Origin of the sequence: Photobacterium sp. WH24, from assembly GCF_019204055.1 — a bacterium.
Taxonomy (GTDB): Bacteria; Pseudomonadota; Gammaproteobacteria; order Enterobacterales; family Vibrionaceae; genus Photobacterium; species Photobacterium arenosum.
This window is the reverse complement of record NZ_JAGSOZ010000002.1, coordinates 58,128-81,331: the sequence shown is the minus strand read 5'-3', so window position 1 is coordinate 81,331 and position 23,204 is coordinate 58,128. Positions and strand designations below refer to the sequence as shown.

The 23,204-nt window shown below is 51.2% G+C and carries 22 protein-coding genes; 17 read left to right on the top strand and 5 right to left on the bottom strand.

The genetic code is table 11. The features are described 5' to 3' along the window. The first annotated feature begins 64 nt into the window (after positions 1–64). Positions 65–1,393 (top strand): sigma-54-dependent transcriptional regulator, encoded by a 1,329-nt coding sequence (locus tag KCG43_RS03705; protein WP_370630664.1) that lies wholly within the window; start codon positions 65–67, stop codon positions 1,391–1,393. 5 nt (positions 1,394–1,398) lie between these two features. Here KCG43_RS03705 and KCG43_RS03700 read toward each other — a convergent pair whose 3' ends face one another. Further along, entirely contained in the window at positions 1,399–1,824 is a 426-nt protein-coding gene (locus tag KCG43_RS03700; protein ID WP_192015554.1) for a PACE efflux transporter, read from the bottom strand. A 107-nt stretch (positions 1,825–1,931) separates the two neighbouring features. Here KCG43_RS03700 and KCG43_RS03695 point away from each other — a divergent pair, with 107 nt between their 5' ends. Both KCG43_RS03695 and KCG43_RS03690 read left to right on the top strand, forming a co-directional pair. Further along, a complete protein-coding gene (locus KCG43_RS03695; protein WP_218383393.1) occupies positions 1,932–2,813 on the top strand; it encodes a LysR family transcriptional regulator in 882 nt (293 codons plus the stop codon). 434 nt (positions 2,814–3,247) lie between these two features. Further along, entirely contained in the window at positions 3,248–3,493 is a 246-nt protein-coding gene (locus KCG43_RS03690; protein WP_192015556.1) for a hypothetical protein, read from the top strand. Positions 3,494–3,582: 89 nt separating this feature from the next. On the opposite strand, the gene KCG43_RS03685 is transcribed toward KCG43_RS03690, so the two are convergent. Next, the gene (locus tag KCG43_RS03685) at positions 3,583–4,617 is read right to left on the bottom strand and encodes an NADP(H)-dependent aldo-keto reductase (protein WP_192015557.1); all 1,035 of its coding nucleotides are present in this window, start codon (positions 4,615–4,617) and stop codon (positions 3,583–3,585) included. Between the two features lie 164 nt (positions 4,618–4,781). Between KCG43_RS03685 and KCG43_RS03680 the strand changes: the two genes are divergently transcribed. Then, complete coding sequence (locus KCG43_RS03680) at positions 4,782–5,084, top strand: DUF6482 family protein (protein ID WP_192015558.1); 303 nt, start codon at positions 4,782–4,784, stop codon at positions 5,082–5,084. A gap of 12 nt (positions 5,085–5,096) precedes the next feature. Here KCG43_RS03680 and mutH read toward each other — a convergent pair whose 3' ends face one another. Beyond that, entirely contained in the window at positions 5,097–5,777 is a 681-nt protein-coding gene (gene mutH / locus KCG43_RS03675; RefSeq protein ID WP_218383391.1) for a DNA mismatch repair endonuclease MutH, read from the bottom strand. Positions 5,778–6,411: 634 nt separating this feature from the next. Here mutH and rppH point away from each other — a divergent pair. The 5 genes from rppH (at position 6,412) to KCG43_RS03650 (ending at position 11,852) form a co-directional block, all read left to right on the top strand. Beyond that, complete coding sequence (rppH, locus tag KCG43_RS03670; protein WP_192015560.1) at positions 6,412–6,933, top strand: RNA pyrophosphohydrolase; 522 nt, start codon at positions 6,412–6,414, stop codon at positions 6,931–6,933. A gap of 19 nt (positions 6,934–6,952) precedes the next feature. Continuing rightward, entirely contained in the window at positions 6,953–9,208 is a 2,256-nt protein-coding gene (gene ptsP / locus KCG43_RS03665; RefSeq protein WP_192015561.1) for a phosphoenolpyruvate--protein phosphotransferase, read from the top strand. Positions 9,209–9,216: 8 nt separating this feature from the next. Further along, positions 9,217–10,005 (top strand): sulfite exporter TauE/SafE family protein, encoded by a 789-nt coding sequence (locus KCG43_RS03660; protein WP_370630663.1) that lies wholly within the window; start codon positions 9,217–9,219, stop codon positions 10,003–10,005. 96 nt (positions 10,006–10,101) lie between these two features. Continuing rightward, positions 10,102–10,908: a prolipoprotein diacylglyceryl transferase gene (lgt, locus tag KCG43_RS03655; RefSeq protein ID WP_192015563.1), complete on the top strand. Its 807-nt coding sequence runs from the start codon at positions 10,102–10,104 to the stop codon at positions 10,906–10,908. 92 nt (positions 10,909–11,000) lie between these two features. Beyond that, positions 11,001–11,852, top strand: a complete 852-nt coding sequence (locus KCG43_RS03650; protein ID WP_192015564.1) for a thymidylate synthase — start codon at positions 11,001–11,003, stop codon at positions 11,850–11,852. A 184-nt stretch (positions 11,853–12,036) separates the two neighbouring features. Here KCG43_RS03650 and KCG43_RS03645 read toward each other — a convergent pair whose 3' ends face one another. Then, the gene (locus KCG43_RS03645; RefSeq protein WP_192015565.1) at positions 12,037–13,179 is read right to left on the bottom strand and encodes a Na/Pi symporter; all 1,143 of its coding nucleotides are present in this window, start codon (positions 13,177–13,179) and stop codon (positions 12,037–12,039) included. 496 nt (positions 13,180–13,675) lie between these two features. Between KCG43_RS03645 and nhaA the strand changes: the two genes are divergently transcribed. The 4 genes from nhaA to KCG43_RS03625 all read left to right on the top strand — a co-directional run bounded on the left by nhaA (position 13,676) and on the right by KCG43_RS03625 (position 16,493). Further along, on the top strand, positions 13,676–14,857 hold the full coding sequence (gene nhaA / locus KCG43_RS03640) for a Na+/H+ antiporter NhaA (RefSeq protein ID WP_192015566.1): 1,182 nt from the start codon (positions 13,676–13,678) through the stop codon (positions 14,855–14,857). A gap of 20 nt (positions 14,858–14,877) precedes the next feature. After that, complete coding sequence (locus KCG43_RS03635; protein ID WP_218383389.1) at positions 14,878–15,144, top strand: hypothetical protein; 267 nt, start codon at positions 14,878–14,880, stop codon at positions 15,142–15,144. Between the two features lie 111 nt (positions 15,145–15,255). Continuing rightward, positions 15,256–16,143, top strand: a complete 888-nt coding sequence (gene nhaR, locus KCG43_RS03630) for a transcriptional activator NhaR (RefSeq protein WP_192015568.1) — start codon at positions 15,256–15,258, stop codon at positions 16,141–16,143. A 59-nt stretch (positions 16,144–16,202) separates the two neighbouring features. Further along, positions 16,203–16,493 (top strand): helix-turn-helix transcriptional regulator, encoded by a 291-nt coding sequence (locus tag KCG43_RS03625; RefSeq protein WP_192015569.1) that lies wholly within the window; start codon positions 16,203–16,205, stop codon positions 16,491–16,493. Between the two features lie 102 nt (positions 16,494–16,595). Here the strand turns inward: KCG43_RS03625 and rpsT are convergent, their stop codons facing one another. Next, positions 16,596–16,856, bottom strand: coding sequence for a 30S ribosomal protein S20 (gene rpsT, locus KCG43_RS03620; protein WP_027253088.1), 261 nt, complete (start codon positions 16,854–16,856; stop codon positions 16,596–16,598). A 209-nt stretch (positions 16,857–17,065) separates the two neighbouring features. On the opposite strand from rpsT, the gene murJ reads away from it, so the two are divergent. The 4 genes from murJ to lspA all read left to right on the top strand — a co-directional run bounded on the left by murJ (position 17,066) and on the right by lspA (position 23,076). Further along, a complete protein-coding gene (gene murJ / locus KCG43_RS03615; RefSeq protein ID WP_218383387.1) occupies positions 17,066–18,625 on the top strand; it encodes a murein biosynthesis integral membrane protein MurJ in 1,560 nt (519 codons plus the stop codon). A 133-nt stretch (positions 18,626–18,758) separates the two neighbouring features. Continuing rightward, positions 18,759–19,733: a bifunctional riboflavin kinase/FAD synthetase gene (gene ribF, locus KCG43_RS03610; RefSeq protein ID WP_192015571.1), complete on the top strand. Its 975-nt coding sequence runs from the start codon at positions 18,759–18,761 to the stop codon at positions 19,731–19,733. After that, the gene (ileS, locus tag KCG43_RS03605) at positions 19,730–22,561 is read left to right on the top strand and encodes an isoleucine--tRNA ligase (RefSeq protein WP_192015572.1); all 2,832 of its coding nucleotides are present in this window, start codon (positions 19,730–19,732) and stop codon (positions 22,559–22,561) included. The genes ribF and ileS overlap by 4 nt, the downstream gene beginning before the upstream one ends. Beyond that, the gene (gene lspA, locus KCG43_RS03600) at positions 22,561–23,076 is read left to right on the top strand and encodes a signal peptidase II (protein WP_218383385.1); all 516 of its coding nucleotides are present in this window, start codon (positions 22,561–22,563) and stop codon (positions 23,074–23,076) included. Before ileS ends, lspA begins: the two co-directional genes overlap by 1 nt. The last annotated feature ends 128 nt before the right edge of the window (positions 23,077–23,204 follow it).

Genomic DNA, 23,204 nt, shown 5'->3' with positions numbered 1-23,204 from the left:
TGATCAGAACCACTGTAGCAGTCTGGCTCCGAATGGTGCTGCTATCGCTGAAATGGGTGAATGAATGGGAATGGATGCGCGCAAGGATATCTGGCACGGTGAACTGGTGTTGCTCGGGGGACACACTATCCCCTGGCTGAATGCGTTGAAGCAGGCCGGATGGATTTGTCATCACTGTCACGATCTGCGGGCAGCAGAAACCTTATTACTTGAAACCGGCCCTTGCCTGGGGGTGGTTGATCTGAGCCATGATGATTTCAGTCTGCAGGCGATTGCCAGTCTGGTCAACCGGCACAAGCAGGTACGATGGCTGGCCCTGGTCAGAGACGAGCAGCTCAGCATCGAATCTGTCTGCCAGTTTATCGTCAGTTTTTGTATCGATTATTTTACCTCGCCGATTCCTGAATCCCAGTTGCTGAAAACTTTAGGCCACCAGCGCGGTATGCTGACACTGGAACGCAAAGTCTGGCCAAAGCTCGGTCACTTCGGCCAGCAGGGACTCCAGGGCAATACACCTGTCATGAAAAAGCTGCTGCAGCACGTGAAACGTCTGGCGGCGGCGGACATGCCGGTATTGATTCAGGGGGAGATAGGTACAGGCAAGGAAATGGTTGCAGAGGCCATTTTTCAGGCTTCAACCCGCGCCAAAGGGCGTTTTGTTACCGTAAATTGCTCAAGTATCGGCCAGAGCTGGGCGGTGAAGGGAACTGAGTCTGAGTGCTGTTTTGAGGCGGCCAGAGACGGTGTGCTGTTTCTCAATGAAGTCACCTCATTACCTCAGGATCGCCAGCAAGAGCTGGTTCAGTGGCTGCAGGACGGGCGCTTTACCAAGGAAAACGGCTCTGAGGTCAGTGCTGAGCCCAGGCTGATCGCTGCGACACATTATCCGCTTGATACTTTAGTCAGCGAAGGGCGGCTGTGCAAAGCGCTTTTCTATCGGCTGAATGTGCTTAGCCTGACGGTACCGCCTCTGCGTGAGCGCGGAGACGATTTACTGATGCTGGCCGATGCATTGCTACTCAAGTATGCCCGCCAGTATAACTGCGGAGTGAAAGCATTTTCTGACAATGCCAGACAGGCCATAGTCACCTATAACTGGCCTGGCAATGTACAGGAGCTGATCGGGCGAATAAAACGGGCAGTGCTGCTGACAGAGCAGAAGAATATTGAGGCCGATCATCTTGAGCTGCCAAGGCAGGCCGATGATAAACAGAGTTTGAAAAAAATCCGGGAAGAATCAGAGCGCAGCGCCTTGTTAAGTGTACTGGAGAATAACCGGGGACAAATTTCAGCGGCGGCCCGTGAGCTTGGCGTATCCCGCGCCACTATGTACCGGCTGCTTAACAAACATGACTTGATCCCGCCACCGCGGGATCTGAGCCAGAACTCTTAACCACGTCAGGCCGTTTGTGTTTCAGGCAGTGGAAACACTTTGTCGTAGGTCAGGTTATAAACATATGCGTAAATCAGATAGAAGATCACCAGGCCAATATCCATCACCAGCGCCTGCCATAAACCGATCTCCAGCCACCAGGCCATGATAGGCAGCGTCAGCCACAACAGACAGAGCTCAAAGCCCAGCGCATGTACCATGCGGTGTTTGGTGCTTTTGTGCACATGGCCAGCATACTTCAGCATGGCTTTATCAAACCACAGGTTATAGACATAGTTCCAGACGGTGGCAATCACTGAGAACACAATGCCCAACAGACCAATTTTGGCCATGTCGAACCCAAATCCCTGACTCAGCACCAGGGTGATGAGCACCAGCGCAATCAGTTCAAAACCGACGGCATGACGAATTCTGTCCCAATGCGTACGCATACTCTTAACCTCTTAGTGAAAAACGTAACCGGGGGATATACTAAGTTAAATACAGATAGATAAAAGTTAGTTACTATCGTAATAACAGATAGGTTAAGGGTTTTAAATTGGACTTCTCTCTTGAACAGCTCAGGGCATTTGTCACCGCGGCGGAAACGGGGTCGTTTTCGGCCGCGGCCCGCAAGCTGGGTAAAGCGCAGTCGGTTATCAGCACAGCTATCGCTAATCTGGAGACGGATTTCAACCTGATACTGTTTGATCGCAGCGGTAAATGGCCGGTGCTGACACCTAATGGTGACGCCTTACTGGTTAAAGCCAGGCGGGTGCTGGCACAGTGCGGGGAGCTGCAAGTGGCTGCCGACAGTTTTCAGCAGGGGGTGGAGCCCAAGTTAACCCTGGTGGTGGAATCAATGGCGATGATCCCGGCACTGGCAGACACGTTGCAGCAGTTTGAATCCAGCTTTCCGTTCGTGGAGGTAGAAATTCTGACTGTAGGCATGGGCGATGTGGTGAAACTGCTCAATGAAGGCCGGGCACAGCTGGCGCTTATGGTGCAGTTGTCTTTCCTGCATTCTGATATCGCTGTCCATGGCCTGGGACAGATTGATGTCTGGTGTGTGGCGGCCAGTAATCATCCACTGGCGGCACTGCAACAGGTGGATTGGCCGGATCTCAGACAATACCGGCAAATATTACTGACAGGCCGCTATGGTCAGGACAGCGAAGAATGGCGGGTTTCTGATGCTATCTGGCGAACCGAGCACATTCTGTCTGCGCTGGAACTGGTTCAGCGAGGGATCGGCTGGACAGTATTACCCGCTGACATGGTCAGAGACAGAGTGCTGGCCGGGCAGGTCGTCAGACTGGAACCTGCCTTTGAGGCACAGGCATGGAAGCAACCGATAGATCTGGCATGGAGCAGCCGGCATGCTTTGGGTCCGGCGGGCAAAGCGCTGCTGACTATGATGAAAACCATGAAATTGTCCTGACAGAAACTGGACGGCTGAATGGTATCTGCACTGAAAAAGAGGAATGCGCTGACATTTTAAGCTAAACAAAGAAATCTATCTGGCTTGGCCTGCAGTCTTGTGCATTCGGTGGAGTATTTCCCTTTTTATCCTGTAATCCAAAATAACTTCTTGTTTTTGATGTACTATCAGGCAAAAATAACACCCATATCACATCATTCTATCTTATAACCAGGAGGAACACACAATGAGCACATTCAATACTAAATGTCTGCGTCCTGCTGGTGTTAAGGATCACACTTCCCATCAGCACTGAGATCATCGATCTTAGTTACTTTTTACAGTAATACACTCTGTAAATGGGCCGCGGATACGTCTGTCGCGGCTAGTATGTTGTCAGCCTGAAAACGGTCGTATTTGCGTCCCTCCATTTTATCAACCTGGAGAGCACACTTATGCGCCAATCAGTCTATTTACGTTTTGCTGTTTTACTTATCCGTCTTGATTTACACCGTGAAGAAGAAGCATGGCGTCGCGAGCACCGACGTATGCAGGTTCATCTGCCGCATTTATCGCCACATATTCTCAAAGATATGGGCATCGACAAAGACCTGCGTGTGGATTCAGCCCTGGTCAGTCTGCGAGTCAGCCGTAAAACACGTCATCTGAGGCGAGCGTTGAGGTGGCGAAGTCTGACGTAATCTCTGGCCTTACTCTGCGGAGTAAGGTCTGAAGAACACTGATAGCCCCCATTTAGATGGGGGCTTTTTTTCAGTTTGGAAAAATAGGGTTAAGGGCAAGGATTCGAATAGGTGATGCCAACTTGTTCTAAGTCTGCCAGGACGTCTGCACTGAGTTCCACCGACAGGCTGTCGATGTTGGCCTCAAGCTGAGACAGGCTGGTTGCACCAATCAGGGTTGAGGCATTAAACGGCTGCTGGTTAACAAAGGCCAGGGCCATTTGCGCCGGATCCAGACCGTGTTTTCTTGCCACTTTGACATAGGCTTCCGTGGCAGCCACACCTTGCGGCGTGAAATAACGGACAAAGCGGTCAAACAGCGAACAGCGGGCACCGTCGGGTTTTTTGCCATTGAGGTACTTACCGCTTAGGGTGCCGAAGGCCATCGGAGAATAAGCCAGTAATTTTACCCCTTCATAATGGCTGATTTCAGCCAGACCTACTTCAAAGCTGCGGTTGAGCAGGTTATAGGGGTTCTGAATAGTCACCACCCGTGGCAGGTCATGCTTCTCAGCCAGGCGCAGGAAAGACATCACACCCCATGGGGTTTCGTTAGATAAGCCGATGTAGCGAATTTTGCCTGCCCGCACCAGTTCAGCCAGTGCCTCAAGTGAGTCTGTCAGCGTGACACCGGTATTGGCGTCGGGATAAGGGTAATTGAGCTTGCCAAAGCAATTGGTTTCTCGCTGGGGCCAGTGCAACTGATACAGATCGATATAGTCTGTTTGCAATCTTTCCAGGCTGTTTTCAACGGCTTCGTGAATATTTCGCCAGTCGAGTGCCATATTGTCGCGGATGTGGGGGACATTACGGGGGCCGGCGACTTTGGTCGCCAGAATCACTTGGTCGCGTTTACCTGATTTCTTCAGCCAGCTGCCGATATAGGCTTCGGTCAGCCCCTGAGTGTCAGCTTTCGGCGGTACCGGATACATTTCAGCGGTATCAATCAGGTTGATACCGCGCTCCAGAGCAAAATCAAGTTGGCTGTGTGCCTCGGCTTCAGTATTTTGCTCACCAAAAGTCATGGTGCCCAGGCCAATCTGGCTGACTTCAAGGTTTGAATGGGGGATCTTATGGTATTTCATTTGCCCTCCTTGGACCGCAAATTCTCCCTGACTATAACCTAGGAAAGGGTTACTGAGAAGCCGCAGTAAAATGAAGCAGTTATCTCATAGGCTGCACAGTCAAACCTTGCTGATACGCGAATGTTCGCACATAGTTAAAACAGTTCCCTTGAAAAGGAGTGATCATGAAACTGTCCCAATTCAGGCACTGGGTAAAGTCACCCGGAGAAGAGGTCCCTAAGTGCGTACTGACCAGTTATGCGGGTCGGGCTGATTATCTTATGGAAGTTGAATATAAACATCATCTTGAGCCATTAAAGGATGACGATGACAACATGCTGCATTTTCAGACTATGGAGCAGGTGAGGGATTTTCTGCGGCCACTTGGGATCAAGTCGATCACATTAAGGACGATTGATCCTCATGATGAATTCTCACTGGATGGTAAACCTGAGTGTTGCCAGGATGACATGACGATCAATGTATAGCCCGCTCTGTTATCAGAGCATAAAGTGGCGTTTGAGCAGTTCGGCGGTAAACTGGGTTTTGAGGTAAAAACCCCGGGGCAAGGTTTTGATCGGGTGGCCGTCTGCGCCGTAAGCATCGGTCTGTACTCTGCTGTTGGCGGCTTTGGGTCTCAGCTGCAGGACTTCACCATGGCGGGCTGTAATCTGCTCCACTTTTCCCAGTACGATCAGTTCCATCAGCTCTTCCCAGTCCTGGCGTAATCTGGCTTCTTCGTCGGCAGATGGACTCCACAACAGAGGAGAGCCGACATGGCGTTCAGTCAGCGGGATTTCACGCTCACCTTCTACGGGGATCCACAGGACCCGGGCGAGTTTGTGCCGGATATGGCTGTTTTCCCAGTTCACGCCCTGCAAGCCAATCAGAGGGGCAACGCAGACAAAGGTGGTTTCCAGTGGTTTGCCCAGATGGCTGATGGGAATAGTTTTGAGTTCAATGCCCAAATTGGCGAAATCAGGGACGGGCTGGCTGCCTGCCGTTGCCCCCAGATGCCATTCCAGCAACTGGCCCACCCAGCCTTTATCCCGGCGCAGATCCGGTGGGGCGATTTGTCCTGCCAGCTCAGCCAGCTCACCCAGAGTAAAGCCGGCCAGCGCCTGTGCCCGGCTGAGGAGTTCTGATTCTGAGTTAGGAGCGGGTTGTCTGGAGATCGTCATTAGGATGAGTAACTTTTCAAAAACGTGGCTATGCATTTTAACACATTTGATGCTTTGTGCTGCTGAATGACTGTCGGCTTGATCAGACTGTTTGCGTAGGATCCTGGGATTAAGATATCCACAGGTACTTTTTTGAACAATGTGTCTACTGTGTGAGCTGGACGTATTCACAGGGTTTTGTGCAGTATTTAAACGCCTTTGCGATGATTATTTGACCATTAATCATCAGAGGGTGTGGATAAAGCCGAGGGTGGTTGATCTTTGACCAGTGGCAATGATCCTCTGGAAAGTCATTTAATCTGTAGCTGTATTTTAAATTCAATATCTATGTAAGGGATTGATTTTTAGTTATTTGTTGTTTTTTGTGCACTAGTGACGCAGTTGTTTGGATCCTGATTTATTGTTGATTAAATGGACAATAGGAGAGCTTCTACACACAACTATCCACAGAAAGCGTGAATAAATGTGGGAGAGGTCTCATTTCTTTGTTTATAACCTCTGAATTCCTCTTAAGTTATCCATAAAGTGAGTGCTAGGTAGGAAAAAACAGTGATTGATGACAATGAATGTTTACCCTGAGGCTAATTCTGTGAAAAAATCACTGTTAATTGATATTTTTACTTGAGGTCGTCCAGTGATTGATGGCGATGGATATCGCCCTAATGTGGGGATAGTTATCTGTAACAGCCATGGCCAGGTATTTTGGGCTCGACGATATGGACAACACTCTTGGCAGTTTCCACAAGGCGGTATTGATGAAGGGGAAACCCCGGAACAGGCCATGTACCGTGAACTGTATGAGGAAGTGGGTCTGACCAAAAAAGACGTCAGGATTCTGGCATCCAGCCGCCATTGGCTGCGATACAAGTTGCCTAAACGTCTGGTAAGGTGGGATTCCAAACCAGTTTGTATCGGACAAAAGCAAAAGTGGTTTTTGCTGAGTCTGGAATGCGATGAGTCTAAGGTGAACATGCAGCGTGGCAGTACACCGGAGTTCGATGGCTGGCGTTGGGTCAGCTACTGGTATCCGGTTCGTCAGGTTGTGTCCTTTAAACGGGACGTTTATCGCCGGGCGCTGAAAGAGTTCGCGGCGATGGCGATGCCTTTCAAGGAGCGCAAGGAACGCAAGTTAAAACGTAAACACAAGCGGAGTTAACCTAGGGAAAGTAACGCTTATGCTGACCCAGCTAAGAGAAATTGTAGAGAAAGTGGCCAGTGCTCCGACATTACTCGAGGCGCTGGATCTGCTGGTCGTCAGTATTTGCCAGGCAATGAAGACTGAGTGCTGCTCAGTCTACATTGTTCACGAACACCGCAAGCAATATATGCTCATGGCTACCCAGGGGCTGACCAAGCCTTCTTATCAGGTCGGGCTTGGGTTTGATGAAGGCCTGGTCGGTCTGGTTGGCCGTCAGGCTGAGCCTGTCAATGTGGCCGATGCGCGCCAGCACCCTAACTTCAAACATATCCCAGGGACCAACGAAGAAACCTTCCGCTCCTTTTTCGGCACACCCATTATCCATCAGCGTAAAGTCCTCGGTGTATTGGTTATCCAGCAACGCGATATGCGTGAATTCACTGAAAGTGAAGAGTCGTTCATGGTGACACTGGCCGCACAGCTGGCGGTAATTCTGGCGCATGCCAAAGCGCAGGGTATGTGGCCAGGCCAGCGTGACGGACTGCATTTAACCGGTTCGGCCGCATCGACCGGGGTTGCCATCGCCAAAGCCTGGTGGGATGACAACCAGCCTCGGTTGGAAGCTGTGTCACCGGCCTCCTGTCTGGACAGAGAGTTTGAACAGGAACGCCTGAGCATTGCCATTGAGATGGCGAGTAATGAATTTCGCCGGTTGCGAAAACGCTTTGACAGCGAGCTGCACAAAGACACCCTGGCGATTTTTGATCTTTTCAGCCACTTGCTCAATGATCCCATGCTGCGTAAGGATCTGTTTTCCAAAGTGGCGGGCGGCGATCAGGCCGAATGGGCCGTCAGGCAGACAGTGGAGGCCTACTCTGTCCGCTTTGCCAATATGAAGGATGATTATCTGCGTGAACGGGCGCACGATATTCGCGAACTTGGCCAGCGCCTGCTGTTTTTCCTCCATAACGAAGAGGGTGTCGAGCACCAGTGGGATGCCCCGATCGTATTGCTGACCCGAGAGCTGACAGCCGCTATGCTGGCCAGTATTCCGCGCGATAAACTGGCCGCTGTGGTGGCTCAGGAAGGTGCCGCCAACTCCCACGCGGCGATCCTTTCCCGGGCACTGGGCATTCCTGCCATCATGGGGGTCGATTTTGTACCGGAGAAAGTCCACAACGCCCTGGTGGTGGTCGACGGTTATCGCGGCGATCTGCTCATTGAACCCAACCGGCAGATTCTGGCCGAATACAAGCGGTTACTGAAAGAAGAAAATGAGCTGACGGCTCTGGTAGAACAAGATCTGGATAAAGCGACGGAAACGAAAGATCAAGAAAGGATCTATCTGCATCTGAATGCCGGATTAAGTGCTGACACCAATATTGCAGTCAATAAAGGGGTCGATGGTGTCGGTCTGTACCGGACTGAAGTGCCATTTCTGCTGCAGCGCAGTTTTCCGTCGGAAGAAGAACAGGCTGCTCAGTACCGCTCAATACTGGCCTCTTACCCGGGTAAATCTGTGGTAATGCGCACCTTAGACATAGGCGGCGATAAACCTTTGCCGTACCTCACTATTGAAGAAGATAACCCTTTTCTTGGCTGGCGTGGTATTCGTTTTACTCTGGATCATCCTGAAATTTTCCTCATTCAGGTCAGGGCTATGCTCAAGGCCAGTATTGGCCTTGATAACATGGACATCCTCTTGCCCATGATTTCAGGCATTCCTGAACTGGATGAATCAAAGGCATTGATTGATCGTGCTTTCAATGAAGTGGCTTTATATGCTGCCAGCAAAGGGCAAGTGCTTAAGCGGCCAAGATTGGGCATCATGATCGAAGTCCCTTCGATTTTGTACCAATTGCCGGCTCTGAAAGGGCGGGTCGACTTTATTTCGGTAGGCAGCAACGACTTAACGCAATATTTATTGGCTGTCGACAGGAACAATTCCCGTGTTGCCAGTGTCTATGATACTTTCCATCCGGCAGTTATTCAGGCACTGAAACATATTCAGGATTCCAGCCATGCGTTATCAATACCGGTGAGCGTGTGTGGCGAACTGGCCGGTGATCCACTCGGCGCAATACTCTTGGTTGGCATGGGATACCGCTCTTTAAGTATGAATACCCGCAACGTTGCCAAAATTAAATATGTCCTTCGGCATGCAACTTTGGCTGATATGAAGCAACTTTCTGATAAGGCGTTACAGGCGACTTTCGGCCATGATGTCAGGCAAATGGCAACAGAGTTTGTCGAACAACGTGGTATGGGTGGCTTCATCCGGGCAGGTAAGTGATGCCGGATATGTTATGGCTGCTCCTGATGTGTCTGGGGCTGGGGGCTGTGGTCGGTCTGCTGGCAGGTTTGCTGGGTATTGGCGGGGGATTATTAATTGTCCCCGCTTTAGTCTGGATGCTACCCCAAACTGGTATTGAACCTGGATTAGTAATGCATATTGCTTTGGCAACCTCGCTGGCCTGTATTGTGCTGACGTCCGGCTCTTCGGCGCGCAGCCATTTGCGGCTGGGGAATGTGGATGTCTCTTTGGTCAGGTTGCTCGCTCCGGGTATGGTGCTGGGGGGCATTGCCGGGAGTGCTGTGGCCGAGTGGGTGCCTGCGGATTGGCTGCCCCGGATATTTGCTGGTATTGTGCTTTTACTGGCGCTGCAAATGCTGCTCTCCTTGAAAGTCACAGGGCGTCATCCTATTCCGGGTCGGGTTGCAATCGCTGGCAGTGGCAGTGTGATTGGTCTGGTGGCCAGTTTAGCGGGGATAGGTGGTGGTTCGCTGATCGTACCTTATCTGAGCTGGTATGGCGTAGAAATGCGCCGTTCTATCGGGACAGCTGCTTTTTGCGGGTCCATTATTGCTATAGCGGGCATGGCCGGATTTATTGTGGCGGGCAGCGGTGATGACAGTTTGCCGCCATACAGTCTGGGCTATGTGTATCTGCCGGCGCTGATCGGTGTGGCTTGCACCTCTGTCCTGACTACTCGATATGGCGCGCGTATGGTCAGTCACTTACCGACTCCGACACTAAAAAAAATCTTTGCCATCTTTTTGTTATTTGTGGGTGGTAAAATGTTGTTTTAACTCGGGTCAGTCACGGGGACTGGCATGAGACTTTTCATTGTGGGTACATGCTGTACCGCCGTGAACTTCTTTATTGATTAACCACGAGTATGTTGAATGAGCCAAGGTTATCTGACATTTCCAAACTTTGACCCAATCCTGTTTCAAATCGGCCCGCTGGCGATCCGCTGGTACGGATTGATGTACCTGCTGGGTTTTGTATTCGCGCTCTGGCTGGCAAACCGTCGTGCAGATAAGCCAGGCAGTGGCTGGACACGAGATCAAGTCAGCGACCTGCTGTTTGTTGGTTTCCTGGGTGTCGTGATCGGCGGCCGTGTGGGCTATGTCCTGTTTTATAACTTCGAAGTGTTCCTGGCCGATCCGCTTTACTTATTTAAAGTCTGGACCGGAGGCATGTCGTTCCATGGTGGTTTGTTAGGCGTCATGACCGCTATGGTCTGGTATGCCCACCGCAATAGCCGGCGTTTCTTCGACGTGGCAGATTTTGTGGCGCCGTTAGTACCGTTTGGCCTGGGCGCTGGCAGGCTCGGAAACTTCATCAATGGTGAGCTCTGGGGCCGGGTAACAGATGCGCCTTGGGGCATGGTTTTCCCGACAGGCGGACCGCTGCCTCGCCATCCTTCTCAGTTATATGAGTTTTTCCTGGAAGGCCTGGTATTGCTGATCATCCTGAATGTCTTTATCCGTAAACCGCGTCCGGCGGGTGCCGTATCCGGGCTATTCCTGCTGGGTTACGGCTCGTTCAGATTCCTGGTTGAATACTGCCGTGAACCCGATGCTCAGCTTGGCCTGTTTGCCGGCTGGATCAGTATGGGGCAGATTCTGTCTCTGCCTATGGTGATAGGCGGTGCACTGCTGATGGTATGGGCCTATAAGCGGGCCGGTAATCACCGTACTGCTTAACAGTCGTATCAGGCAGCCCGTTGGCTGCCTGATTTGTGATTATGGTATGCTTGCAGACAGATTTTCTCCCGCTATTTTGGGTTAACAGAGACATGAAACAGTATTTAGATTTATGCCAGCGGATTATCAGTGAAGGTGAGTGGGTTGCCAATGAACGTACAGGCAAGCGTTGCCTGACGTTGATTAACGCTGATCTGACTTATGATGTTGCCAACAATCAGTTTCCGCTGATCACCACGCGTAAAAGTTACTGGAAAGCGGCGATTGCAGAACTGCTCGGCTATCTGCGAGGCTATGACAGTGCCGCACAGTTTCGTGCGATCGGTTGTAACACTTGGAATGCCAACGCGAATAACAATCAGGCATGGCTGAGTAATCCACACCGCAAAGGTACCGACGACATGGGCCGTGTGTACGGTGTGCAGGGCAGAAGCTGGCGCAAGCCCGATGGCAGCACCCTGGATCAACTGCGGAAAATTGTTGATGATTTGAGCCGTGGCCTCGATGATCGCGGTGAGATACTGACGTTTTATAACCCGGGTGAATTTGAAATGGGCTGCCTGCGTCCGTGTATGCACACTCATACATTTTCGCTGTTGGGTGACAGCCTGTATCTGACCAGCTACCAGCGTTCTTGTGATGTGCCGCTCGGGCTCAATTTTAATCAGATTCAGGTGTATACCCTGCTGGCTCTGATGGCGCAAATCACAGGCCATAAAGCCGGCAAGGCCTACCACAAGATTGTCAATGCGCATATCTATGAAGATCAATTGGCGTTGATGCGAGATGTTCAGCTTAAGCGAGATCCGTATCCATCGCCCCGGTTGGTGATTAACCCAGAGATTAAATCACTGGAAGATCTGGAAACCTGGGTCACTATGGATGATTTTAAAGTAGAAGATTATCAGCACCATGAGCCGATACAGTATCCGTTTTCAGTCTGATAAAAGATAAAACCAGAGCCTCACGAATGTGGGGCTTTTTTATGCCTGAAAGGGCGTTAAAGCTGCTAACGGCCAGCCTGAGTATTCACTCTTGTTGTTGGTGCGATAGGATAGGTGGTTATCATCAGATGAAAAAAATCCCTGCTCGCAGCGAGCAGGGATTTTTTAGTATTCACAAGGCTACTTATGCAGTTAAGGCCAGAATGCTGCCAGGGATAATGATAAAGACCAGTCCCAGATAGGCCGCCACGGTTGATTTGCTTTTCACTGCCAGCTCGCCCAGGTAGATAGCCCCCTTCAGCGGCAGTTCACGCAGGAACGGCAAGCCAAAGATCAGCAGGGTTGCCAGCACATTAAAGCACAGGTGCACCAGCGCAATTTGCAGGGCAAACACGGCATGGTCGCCAGAAATGGCTGTTGCAGCCAGCAGTGCGGTAATACAGGTGCCTATGTTGGCTCCCAGCGTAAATGGATACACATCGCGTACTTTCAGCACTCCGGTACCGACCAGAGGCACCATCAAACTGGTCGTTGTAGAGGACGACTGCACGAGTATGGTTACAATGGAACCTGACACGATACCGTGTACCGGGCCACGGCCAATCGCACTTTTCAGGATGTCACGGGCACGGCCAACCATCAGGCTGCGCATCAGTTTACCCATGACAGTAATTGCCAGGAAGATGAGCGCGATACCAAGCGCAATCATAATGACACCGCCCATGGTGCCCAATGATTCCAGTGGCGCTTTTACGGCGTTCACTGCCGGTTTTGTCAGGGGCTTAATGAAGTCCAGTCCCTTCATACTCATGTCACCGGTCGACATCAGGGGTGAAACCAGCCAGGCCGAAATTTTTTGCAGCAGGCCAAACATCATTTCCAGTGGCAGGAAGATCAGGACGGCCAGCAGATTGAAGAAATCATGTACCGTAGCAGCAGAAAATGCGCGGCGGAATTCATCTTTACAGCGGGCATGGCCCAGACTGACCAGTGTATTGGTCATAGTCGTACCAATATTGGCACCCATCACCATAGGAATCGCGGTTTCAACGGGCAGACCACCAGCAACAAGACCCACTATGATAGAGGTAACTGTACTGGAAGATTGGATGAGAGAAGTGGCTACCAGACCGATCATCAGGCCTGCAACAGGGTGTGAGGCAAATTCAAACAGGGTTTTGGCCTGCTCTCCTACCGACCACTTAAAGCCGCCGCTCACCAGGGAGACCGCGACCAGCAGCAGATAAAGCATGAAAACCAGGTTTGCCCAACGAACCCATCGCATGGAGCTTTGTATTGGCTCAGCTGTGGTGGCTTGGGTAGTCATATTCTGTTCTCCGTGACATTGTGATGTCATTTTGGTGTCAGTTTTTTGAATGTTGCCGCGATAGTAGAGAACGAATATTTCAGAAATATGACACAGCGAAGCCTTTCTGTCATACCAGAGGATTTTGTGGTCAGGAGCAAAGAATGGGATCAGGATCTATCTTTTAATCTATGGGCTTAAGGCTGTGATTTTTTTGATAAAACGTTTATTAGTATTGAAGAGAAGGATGTCGAAAAAAAACAGATAAAAAATTTGCCGGGTGGGTTTTCAGTGTCATAGTGGTGGCAGCTTACTCTGGAAAGTGTGCTGTCACTGACCTGGGATGATAGTTAAATACTGCGGGTATTACGGTGTATTACTGTCAATGGCTCGGTTTTCCCGAGCTGTTGACTCTAAACAAACGATTTCACAGAGATGTCAGTAGGCGTCTACACTGTTTCAACCGCACATCAATAAAAAGTGTGATTTTACAGTGAGTAGTAAGGAGCTGCGGTCAATGACCGATGTAATTCTGAAATTCTTTAAATTAGAGTCTGCCGGCGGCATCTTGCTGATTGTTGCGGCGGCTCTGGCCATGATTATTGCCAACTCGCCTTTGCAGTCAGTGTATGAGGGCGCATTACATACTTATATTGCAGGCCTGTCGGTTGAGCATTGGATTAACGATGGTTTGATGGCGATTTTCTTCCTGGTGATTGGCCTGGAAGTGAAGCGTGAACTGATCGAAGGTGCACTGAATACTAAAGAGAAAGCGATTTTTCCGGCCATCGCCGCATTGGGTGGCATGGTCGCACCGGCTTTAGTGTATGTGCTTTTTAACTATGCCGATCCTGTGGCGATTGGTGGCTGGGCAATCCCAGCTGCGACAGATATCGCATTTGCGTTGGGTATTATGGCCCTCTTGGGTAATCGGGTACCGGTTAGCCTGAAAGTCTTTTTGCTGGCATTAGCAATTATTGATGACCTGGGTGTCATTGTTATCATCGCCTTGTTCTACAGCAGTGATTTGTCTGCCATTGCGCTGGCTGTGGCATTTGCAGCTACCGCCGTGCTCTTTATTATGCATGCCCGTAATGTTACTAACCTGGTCTGGTATATTCTGGTCGGGCTGGTGCTCTGGTTCAGCGTACTGCAGTCGGGCGTGCATGCCACGCTGGCGGGTGTCGTGCTGGGCTTTGCTATCCCACTTCAGGGGCAGAATAAGCAGGGCAAAGAAATCTCGCCGCTCAAGACACTGGAGCATGGATTACATCCGTATGTCGCGTATCTGATATTGCCGCTGTTCGCCTTTGCGAATGCAGGAATTTCGCTGGCAGGCGTATCGGCAGAAGGTCTGACCGCGATGCTGCCACTGGGGATTGCGCTGGGCCTGTTTGTTGGTAAGCCGCTGGGTATTTTTATCGCGAGCTATCTGGCAGTGAGAATGGGGATAGCGCGTTTACCTGAAGGTACAGGCTTTAGTCAGATATTTGCGGTGTCAGTGCTGTGCGGTATCGGTTTTACTATGTCGATATTTATTTCGATGCTGGCATTCAGCGGTGCTGATCTCGAGCTGATTACTTATTCCAAGCTGGGTATTCTGATCGGTTCGACCACCGCAGCTGTTGTCGGCTATATACTGCTGCACCGTTCGCTTCCGGCCGCCAAGGCCGTTAAGGACAGTCAGACATCATCGTGATCCGGGACAGGGAGGTGTTTATGAAAGCATTAATTGTACTGGTATTGGGCCTGAGTTCGGCCGGTGCCTCAGCGGCGGCGGCTGACTACAGTCACTGCCAGCAGCAGCTTGATAATGAGCTGTGCAAAGCCTATCTTACCGGCTTTGCGCAGGGGGTGAATCTGAACCAGGAACGGCAGGACGATACGCCTACCGGTTTTCTGGCCCGGGCGCTGGAGCAACGTGCGGGTGAGCGTTCCCGCCATTTGGTGTCAGCGGAAACAGTGACAGATATACAGGCGCAATAATCTTTTTCCCGTCCCAAGACTCAGTGTCTTTTCGGATAAAAAACACATAGGATAACCCCAGGCTGACAAGGCCTGGGGTTTTTTATTTGTTGAGTATCGAGGCCTACGACAGTGTCGCACCTGAATTACAATCACCTGTATTATTTCTGGATGGTCTGCAAGCAAGGGTCAGTGACCAAAGCGGCCGATGCATTATTTCTTGCTCCGCAGACAGTGACGGGCCAGATAAGAGCGCTTGAGGAAAGGCTGAACGGAAAGCTGACAAAAAGGGTTGGCCGCAACATTGAGCCCACAGAGCTGGGACAGCTGGTCTTTAAGTACGCCGACAAAATGTTTGATCTCAGTTATGAATTACTGGATATCGTGAATTATACCCAGCGCGAGAATCAGTTGCTGGAAGTCGGGGTCGCGGATGCGCTGTCAAAACGCCTGGTCAGTAAGATTTTGATGGCGGGTATCCCGGAAGATGAGCGCATACATTTGCGCTGCTACGAGTCGACGCATGAAATGCTGCTGGAGCAATTGTCTCAGCATAAGCTGGATATGATTTTGTCTGATTGCCCGGTGGACTCCACACAGAGCCCTGGGTTGTTCAGTAAAAAACTGGGCGAGTCAGGGATGAGCTTTTTCTGTTCGGATGCAGATAAGTCACTCAGTTTTCCTGCCTGCCTTGAAGAGTACAAGCTGCTGGTACCGGGACGCCGTACGGCTATGGGACGTAAACTGCATCATTGGTTTGATCAGCAGGGGATCACGCCCAACATATTGGGTGAGTTTGATGATGCGGCGTTAATGAAAGCGTTCGGCGCGTTTCGAAAATCTATGTTTGTGGCACCTTCGATTTATGCCGAAGAGATCGAACAGTCGCATACCGTACGCGAAGTGAAGCGAGTAAGAGCGATTCGGGAGGAATATTACGTTATTTTTGCAGAACGTATGATCATGCACCCTGCGGTGAAGAAAATTTGCGAAGCCGACTTCAGAAAATTGTTCAAATGACCGCCTTTTTCAGTGATAGAAGTCAATAGATAAATCACTGAAGTTCAAGCGGTGGAAAGATGGAAACCATAAAGTTACATCACAGTGCTCCTCAGGCAGTGTCTTTGCTTAAGGCTATGGCTAATGAGCGGCGGCTGCTGATTTTATGCTACTTGCTGGAAGGAGAGTTGTCGGTTGGAACGATGAGTGACCGTCTGGAATTAAGCCAGTCGGCCTTGTCACAGCACCTTGCCTGGCTAAGGCGCGATGGCCTGGTGGCGACACGTAAAGAGTCGCAGACTGTGTTCTACAGGCTGAGAAGCCAGGAAGTGAAGTCGATGATTCAGCTGTTGCAGCAAATGTACTGCTAGGCACTTATTACCAGCCTGGTACGAGACGTTAAAGTAAATAGCGGATATAAAAAAACCGGCCATAGCCGGTTTTTTTATTGCTGTAGCATCAATGCACTGAAATTACAGAGCGTTGATTTTTGCAGACAGGCGCGCTTTATGACGAGCAGCCTTGTTTTTGTGAACCAGGCCTTTAGTAGCCATACGGTCCATAACAGGTTGCATGTCAGCGAAGGCCTTAACGGCGGCTTCTTTATCGCCTGCTTCAATAGCAGCAACAACTTTTTTGAAGAAAGTGCGCATCATAGAACGACGGCTAGCGTTGTGCTGACGACGTTTTTCAGAAGTGATTGCACGTTTCTTAGCAGATTTGATATTTGCCAAGGGTGTAACTCCCAAATTCTTGGTATGGTGACAATTTAAGGCCGAGGAATATGCCTCTAAAACCGAACAATGTCAAATGATTTGTGCAAATAACAGCCGCGCCATTGAAATTGGCACTTGTGCATTAACACGGTTAATATGGCGGCAGATTCTACCAGCATTTGGCTCTGCAAGTCACCTTTCTGGGCCATCTTTTATGAGGTTTTTTTGTGAGTAAGCGTCTTTTGCGCTCCGGGCTGATTGTCAGCAGTATGACTTTAGTATCTCGCGTCATGGGTTTAGTGCGAGATGTAGTGGTAGCAAACCTGATGGGAGCCGGTGCGGCTGCCGATGTTTTTTTCTTCGCCAATAAGATCCCAAACTTTCTTCGCCGCCTGTTTGCGGAAGGGGCTTTCTCTCAGGCTTTCGTTCCCGTGCTGACCGAAGCTCATGCGGCGGGTGATAAAGATAAGACCCGTGAGCTTATCGCCCGGGTGTCCGGTACGCTGGGGGGCATAGTTACCTTGGTCACCCTTTTGGGCGTATTGGGTTCCGGGGTGATTACAGCCCTGTTTGGAGCAGGTTGGTTTATTGACTGGCTCAATGACGGGCCGGCAGCGCCGAAGTTTGAGCTGGCAAGCTTGTTGCTGAAAATCACTTTTCCTTACCTGTGGTTTATCACTCTGGTCGCTTTGTCGGGGGCCGTCCTCAATACCTTGGGGAAATTTGCCGTTTCTTCGTTTACCCCGGTATTTCTCAATATCTCCATCATTTTGTGTGCCTGGTGGGTATCACCGAATCTGGAACAGCCTGAAATCGGCCTGGCTCTGGGCGTTTTTCTGGGCGGTTTAGTACAGTTTCTGTTTCAGTTACCCTTTCTTTACCGGGAAGGGGTGCTGGTACGTCCACGCTGGGGATGGCGCGATCCCGGCGTGGTGAAAATCCGCACTCTGATGATCCCGGCCTTGTTCGGTGTGTCAGTGAGCCAGATTAACCTGTTGTTTGATACCTTCATCGCCAGCTTTCTGATGACGGGCTCTATCAGTTGGCTGTATTACTCAGACCGGCTGCTTGAATTTCCTTTGGGTCTGTTTGGGATTGCCATTGCGACCGTGATCCTGCCGGCCTTGTCGCGCAAGCATGTGGATCAGAACCGGGAGCATTTTGCCCACACAATGGACTGGGGGGTCAGAATGGTACTTCTGCTCGGTTTGCCTGCTATGCTGGGGCTAATGGTGCTGGCTAAGCCTATGCTGATGGTGCTTTTCATGCGGGGGGAATTTACCCCCAATGATGTCGAGCAGGCGGGCATGTCGCTGCTGGCTTATGCATCTGGCTTGCTGAACTTTATGCTAATCAAGGTGCTAGCGCCTGGTTACTATGCAAGACAAGACACCCGTACCCCGGTGCGCTATGGTGTTATTGCTATGGTCACCAACATGGTATTCAATGCTATTTTTGCCTATTTCCTAGGTTATGTTGGTCTGGCGCTGGCAACAGCCTTATCAGGACTGGTCAACGCCGCACTTTTGTACCGCGGCCTGCACCGCGCCGGGGTGTACCGTATTTCACGTACTACGTTTGGATTTGTGGTCCGTCTGGTTATTGCCGGTGTGGCTATGGTGGGCGTGCTGTTATGGTTGTCGCCAGATATGGCGCACTGGCTGTCATTGGGTCTGGTTCAGCGTGTGTACTGGCTGACTGGCCTGATAGGGATTGGTGCCGTGACTTACCTGTTATCACTGACAGTGACAGGCGTCCGTTTGCACCACCTGCGTAGCGAAAGCTAAGGTGCGCGATACGGATCATGGCTGGCACGGAATTGCGGCAAAAAAGTACATCTTACGGCGCGCATGGTTTTAACCCTGTTGCGCTCTGGTATATAATCCGTCAGTTTTTGACTTTGGTAATGATTAGCTGCAGATGGAATTGATCCGAGGAATTCATAATATCCGGCCCGGTCACCACGGCTGTGTTCTGACAATTGGCAACTTTGACGGGGTCCATCAGGGCCATCTGGCCGTGCTGCGTCAGGTACTGGAGCAAGCCCGACGATTAGGGGTTCCTTCGACTGTGATGAGTTTCGAGCCTCAGCCTATGGAGCTCTTTGCCAAAGACAAGGCGCCGGCAAGGCTGACTCGCTTTCGCGACAAGTATCAGCAGCTCAGTCATGCAGGCATAGCTCGCTTGTTGTGTGTCAATTTCAACGCCCGCTTTGCCGATATGGCGCCGGAAGATTTCGTCCGTCGCTTGTTGGTGGAACAATTGGGTGTTAAGTTTCTGGTTGTTGGTGACGACTTTCGCTTCGGTAAAGGCCGCAGCGGCGATTTTACCATGCTGGAAGCTGCCGGACGTGAATTCGGCTTTGAGGTTGTCAGTACCCAGAGTTACTGTGTGGATACTCAGCGAGTGAGCAGTACGGCAATCCGCGAAGCACTGGCCAGTGATGATCTGGCCTCAGCGGAGGCCATGCTGGGCCGCCCATACAGTATTACCGGCCGGGTGTCACATGGCCAGAAGCTGGGCCGGACCATAGGCTTCCCCACGGCCAATGTGCCGCTGAAGCGCCGGGTTTCACCGGTTTCCGGTGTGTATGCCGTTGAAGTGCTGGGGGTGGCGCAACAGCCATTGCCCGGGGTGGCGAATATCGGCCGCCGGCCGACAGTGAACGGCGAGCGTCAGCAACTGGAAGTCCATTTATTTGATTATCAGTCTGATATTTATGGTTGTCAGATTGAAGTGGTGCTACACCACAAACTACGAGATGAAATTAAATTCGCCTCCTTTGATGCGCTGAAAGCGCAAATCGAGCGTGATGCCCAGACTGCGCGGGTGTGGCTGTCTGAGCATCGTCAACATGTCCAACTTCGCCCAAGTAACGGAATTGAGAATCAATGAGCGACTATAAAGATACCCTGAACCTGCCTGAAACAGGGTTTCCGATGCGAGGCAACCTGGCGCAACGCGAGCCTGCAATGCTTAAGCGTTGGTATGACGAGGATCTCTACGGTGAAATCCGTAAAGCCAAGAAAGGTAAAAAATCTTTCGTACTGCATGACGGCCCTCCATATGCCAATGGTGATATTCATATTGGTCACGCACTGAACAAGATTCTCAAAGACATTATTATCAAGTCAAAGTCGATGTCCGGCTTTGACGCGCCTTACGTGCCAGGCTGGGATTGCCACGGTTTGCCGATCGAGTTAATGGTAGAGAAAAAAGTCGGTAAACCCGGCCATAAAGTCTCTGCCGCCGAGTTCCGCGAAAAATGCCGTGCGTATGCAGCCGGTCAGGTTGAAGGCCAGAAAGAAAGTTTTGTTCGCCTCGGGGTACTGGGTGAGTGGGACAAGCCTTACCGCACTATGGACTTCGCTACCGAAGCCAACATCATTCGTGCCTTGGGCAAAATTGCAGATAACGGCCACCTGCTGAAAGGTTTCAAACCTGTTCACTGGTGTACCGACTGTGGTTCAGCGCTGGCTGAAGCCGAAGTGGAATACAAAAACAAGGTCTCGCCGTCTATTGACGTGAAATTCAAAGCCGTTGATGAAGCTGAGGTGTTAAGCAAGTTTAATCTGGCCAGTGATCACCAGGGGCAGGGTGATGTGTCCATTGTGATCTGGACCACTACGCCTTGGACATTGCCGGCCAACCGTGCGGTAGCCGTCCGTGACGATCTGGAATATGTCCTGATCCAGGTGGAAGGCGAGCAGCCTCAACGTCTGATTGTGGCCGCTGAACTGGCAAAAGATGTGATGGATCGTGCCGGTATCGAACATTTCCACAATCTGGGCTTCTGTAAGGGCATAGAGCTGGATCTGCTGCGCTTTAACCACCCGTTCTACAGCTTTGATGTGCCTGTGATTCTGGGTGATCACGTGACCACCGAATCCGGTACGGGCTGCGTGCACACAGCCCCTGGCCACGGCCAGGAAGACTTTGTTGTCGGTCAGAAGTACGGCCTGGAAGTGGCAAACCCGGTCGGCAGTAACGGCGTATACCTGCCGGATACCGAACTGTTTGCCGGTCAGCACGTCTTCAAAGCCAACGACGCAGTTGTCGAGACGCTGAAAGAACACGGTGCCTTGCTGCATCATCACTCTTATGAGCACAGCTATCCGCATTGCTGGCGTCACAAGACCCCAATCATCTTCCGTGCCACCCCGCAGTGGTTTATTTCCATGGATCAGAACGGTCTGCGTGCAAAAGCACTGGAAGAAATCAAAGGCGTTCAGTGGATGCCTGAGTGGGGCCAGAGCCGTATCGAGAGCATGGTTGAAGGTCGCCCTGAGTGGTGTATCTCGCGTCAGCGTACCTGGGGCGTACCAATTGCACTTTTCGTCCATAAAGAAACGCAGGAACTGCATCCGGACAGTCTGGCGCTGATTGAAAAAGTGGCCCAGCTGGTGGAAGAAAAAGGCATCCAGGCGTGGTGGGATCTCAACCCTGCCGAGATCATGGGTGAAGTCGATGCTGAGCAATACGAAAAAGTGCTGGACACCCTGGATGTCTGGTTCGACTCCGGTGCCACCCACTATGCCGTGGTTGATAATCGTGAAGAATTCAATGGCAGTTCGGCCGATCTTTACCTGGAAGGTTCTGATCAGCATCGTGGCTGGTTCCAGTCTTCGCTGATTTCATCGGTGGCGATGAAAAACAAGGCCCCTTATCGTCAGGTTCTGACCCACGGTTTCGTGGTTGATGGTCAGGGTCGTAAGATGTCGAAATCTATCGGTAACGTGGTTGCGCCAAAAGATGTTACCAATAAGCTGGGCGCTGATATCCTGCGTCTGTGGGTCGCATCGACTGACTACACCGGCGAAGTGGCGGTGTCAGATGAAATCCTCAAGCGCAGTGCCGATGCTTACCGTCGTATCCGTAACACAGCGCGTTTCCTGCTGGCCAACCTGAGTGGCTTCAACCCGGCCACCGACTGCGTGCCAGCGGAAGAGATGGTTGCGTTGGATCGCTGGGCAGTCGCGCAAGCGAAAGCGGCACAGGATGAAATCATCCAAGCTTACGATGAATACAATCTGCACACAGTGACCCAACGCCTGATGCACTTTTGTTCGATCGAAATGGGCTCTTTCTATCTCGATGTGATCAAAGATCGCCAGTACACCGCCAAACGTGGTGGTCATGCTCAGCGCAGCTGCCAGACCGCTTTGTATTATATTGTCGAAGCTCTGGTTCGCTGGATGGCGCCAATCATGTCTTTCACCGCCGATGAAATCTGGAATGAGATGCCGGGCGAGCGTGACACCTTTGTCTTCACCGGCGAGTGGTTTGAAGGCCTGTTTGAGCTGTCTGAAAATGATGCTTTCAGCAACGAATTCTGGACTGAGATCCAGGCGGTTCGCGGCGCTGTGAACAAACTGCTGGAAGAAGCGCGTAACGAAAAACGCCTTGGCGGTGCGCTGCAGGCAGAGGTGACGCTGTTTGCCGAACCTGAGCTGGCGGACAAGCTGAACAGTCTGGAAAATGAGCTGCGCTTTGTACTACTGACTTCTAAAGCCCAGGTGGCGTTGACTGACAGCAAGCCGGCAGAGGCGAAACCGACTGACGTGGCTGGCCTGTCGGTGCTGGTGACAGCATCGGACGCGGCTAAGTGTGATCGCTGCTGGCACCATGTGGCCGATGTCGGCACCATTGCCGGGCATGAAGAAATTTGTGGCCGCTGTGTGACCAACATTGATGGTCAGGGTGAAGAGCGCAAGTTTGCCTGATGAGTAATTTACCTGCTTTGAAGCAATCCGGAATCCGCTGGCTGTGGCTGGCGGTTCTGGTCTTTGCCATCGATATCGGTACTAAGCTGCTGGTGATGGACAGCATGGGTTACGGCTGGCCTAACCGCATTGAAGTCTTGCCCTTCTTTAATCTGCTGTATGTGCATAACTACGGCGCGGCTTTCAGTTTTCTCAGTGATGCCAGCGGCTGGCAGCGCTGGTTGTTTACCGCCATTGCCTTAGGGGTGACTGCGTTACTCATGGTCTGGATGCGCCGCACTCCAGCCAGCCATACTATGGTCAACTCTGCCTATGCGCTAATCATAGGTGGCGCACTCGGTAACCTGTTTGATCGTCTGTACCATGGCTTTGTGGTGGATTTTCTCGATTTCTATATCGGGCAGCACCACTGGCCGGCGTTTAATATTGCCGACTCGGCAATCTGCGTTGGCGCGGGTCTTATCATTCTGGAAGGGTTTCTGGCCGGAAAGACCAAGACCAAAGCAAGCCAGTAAGGCGTTCAGGCTCACGAACCAGGCGCTGCTCGTTGCGATGGGCGGCGCTTTATTGTAAAAAGCGATGGATTTATCCGGTAAGCATGATAATTAAGGCCTGCCGTATCACTCAGTAATTCGTAATCAGG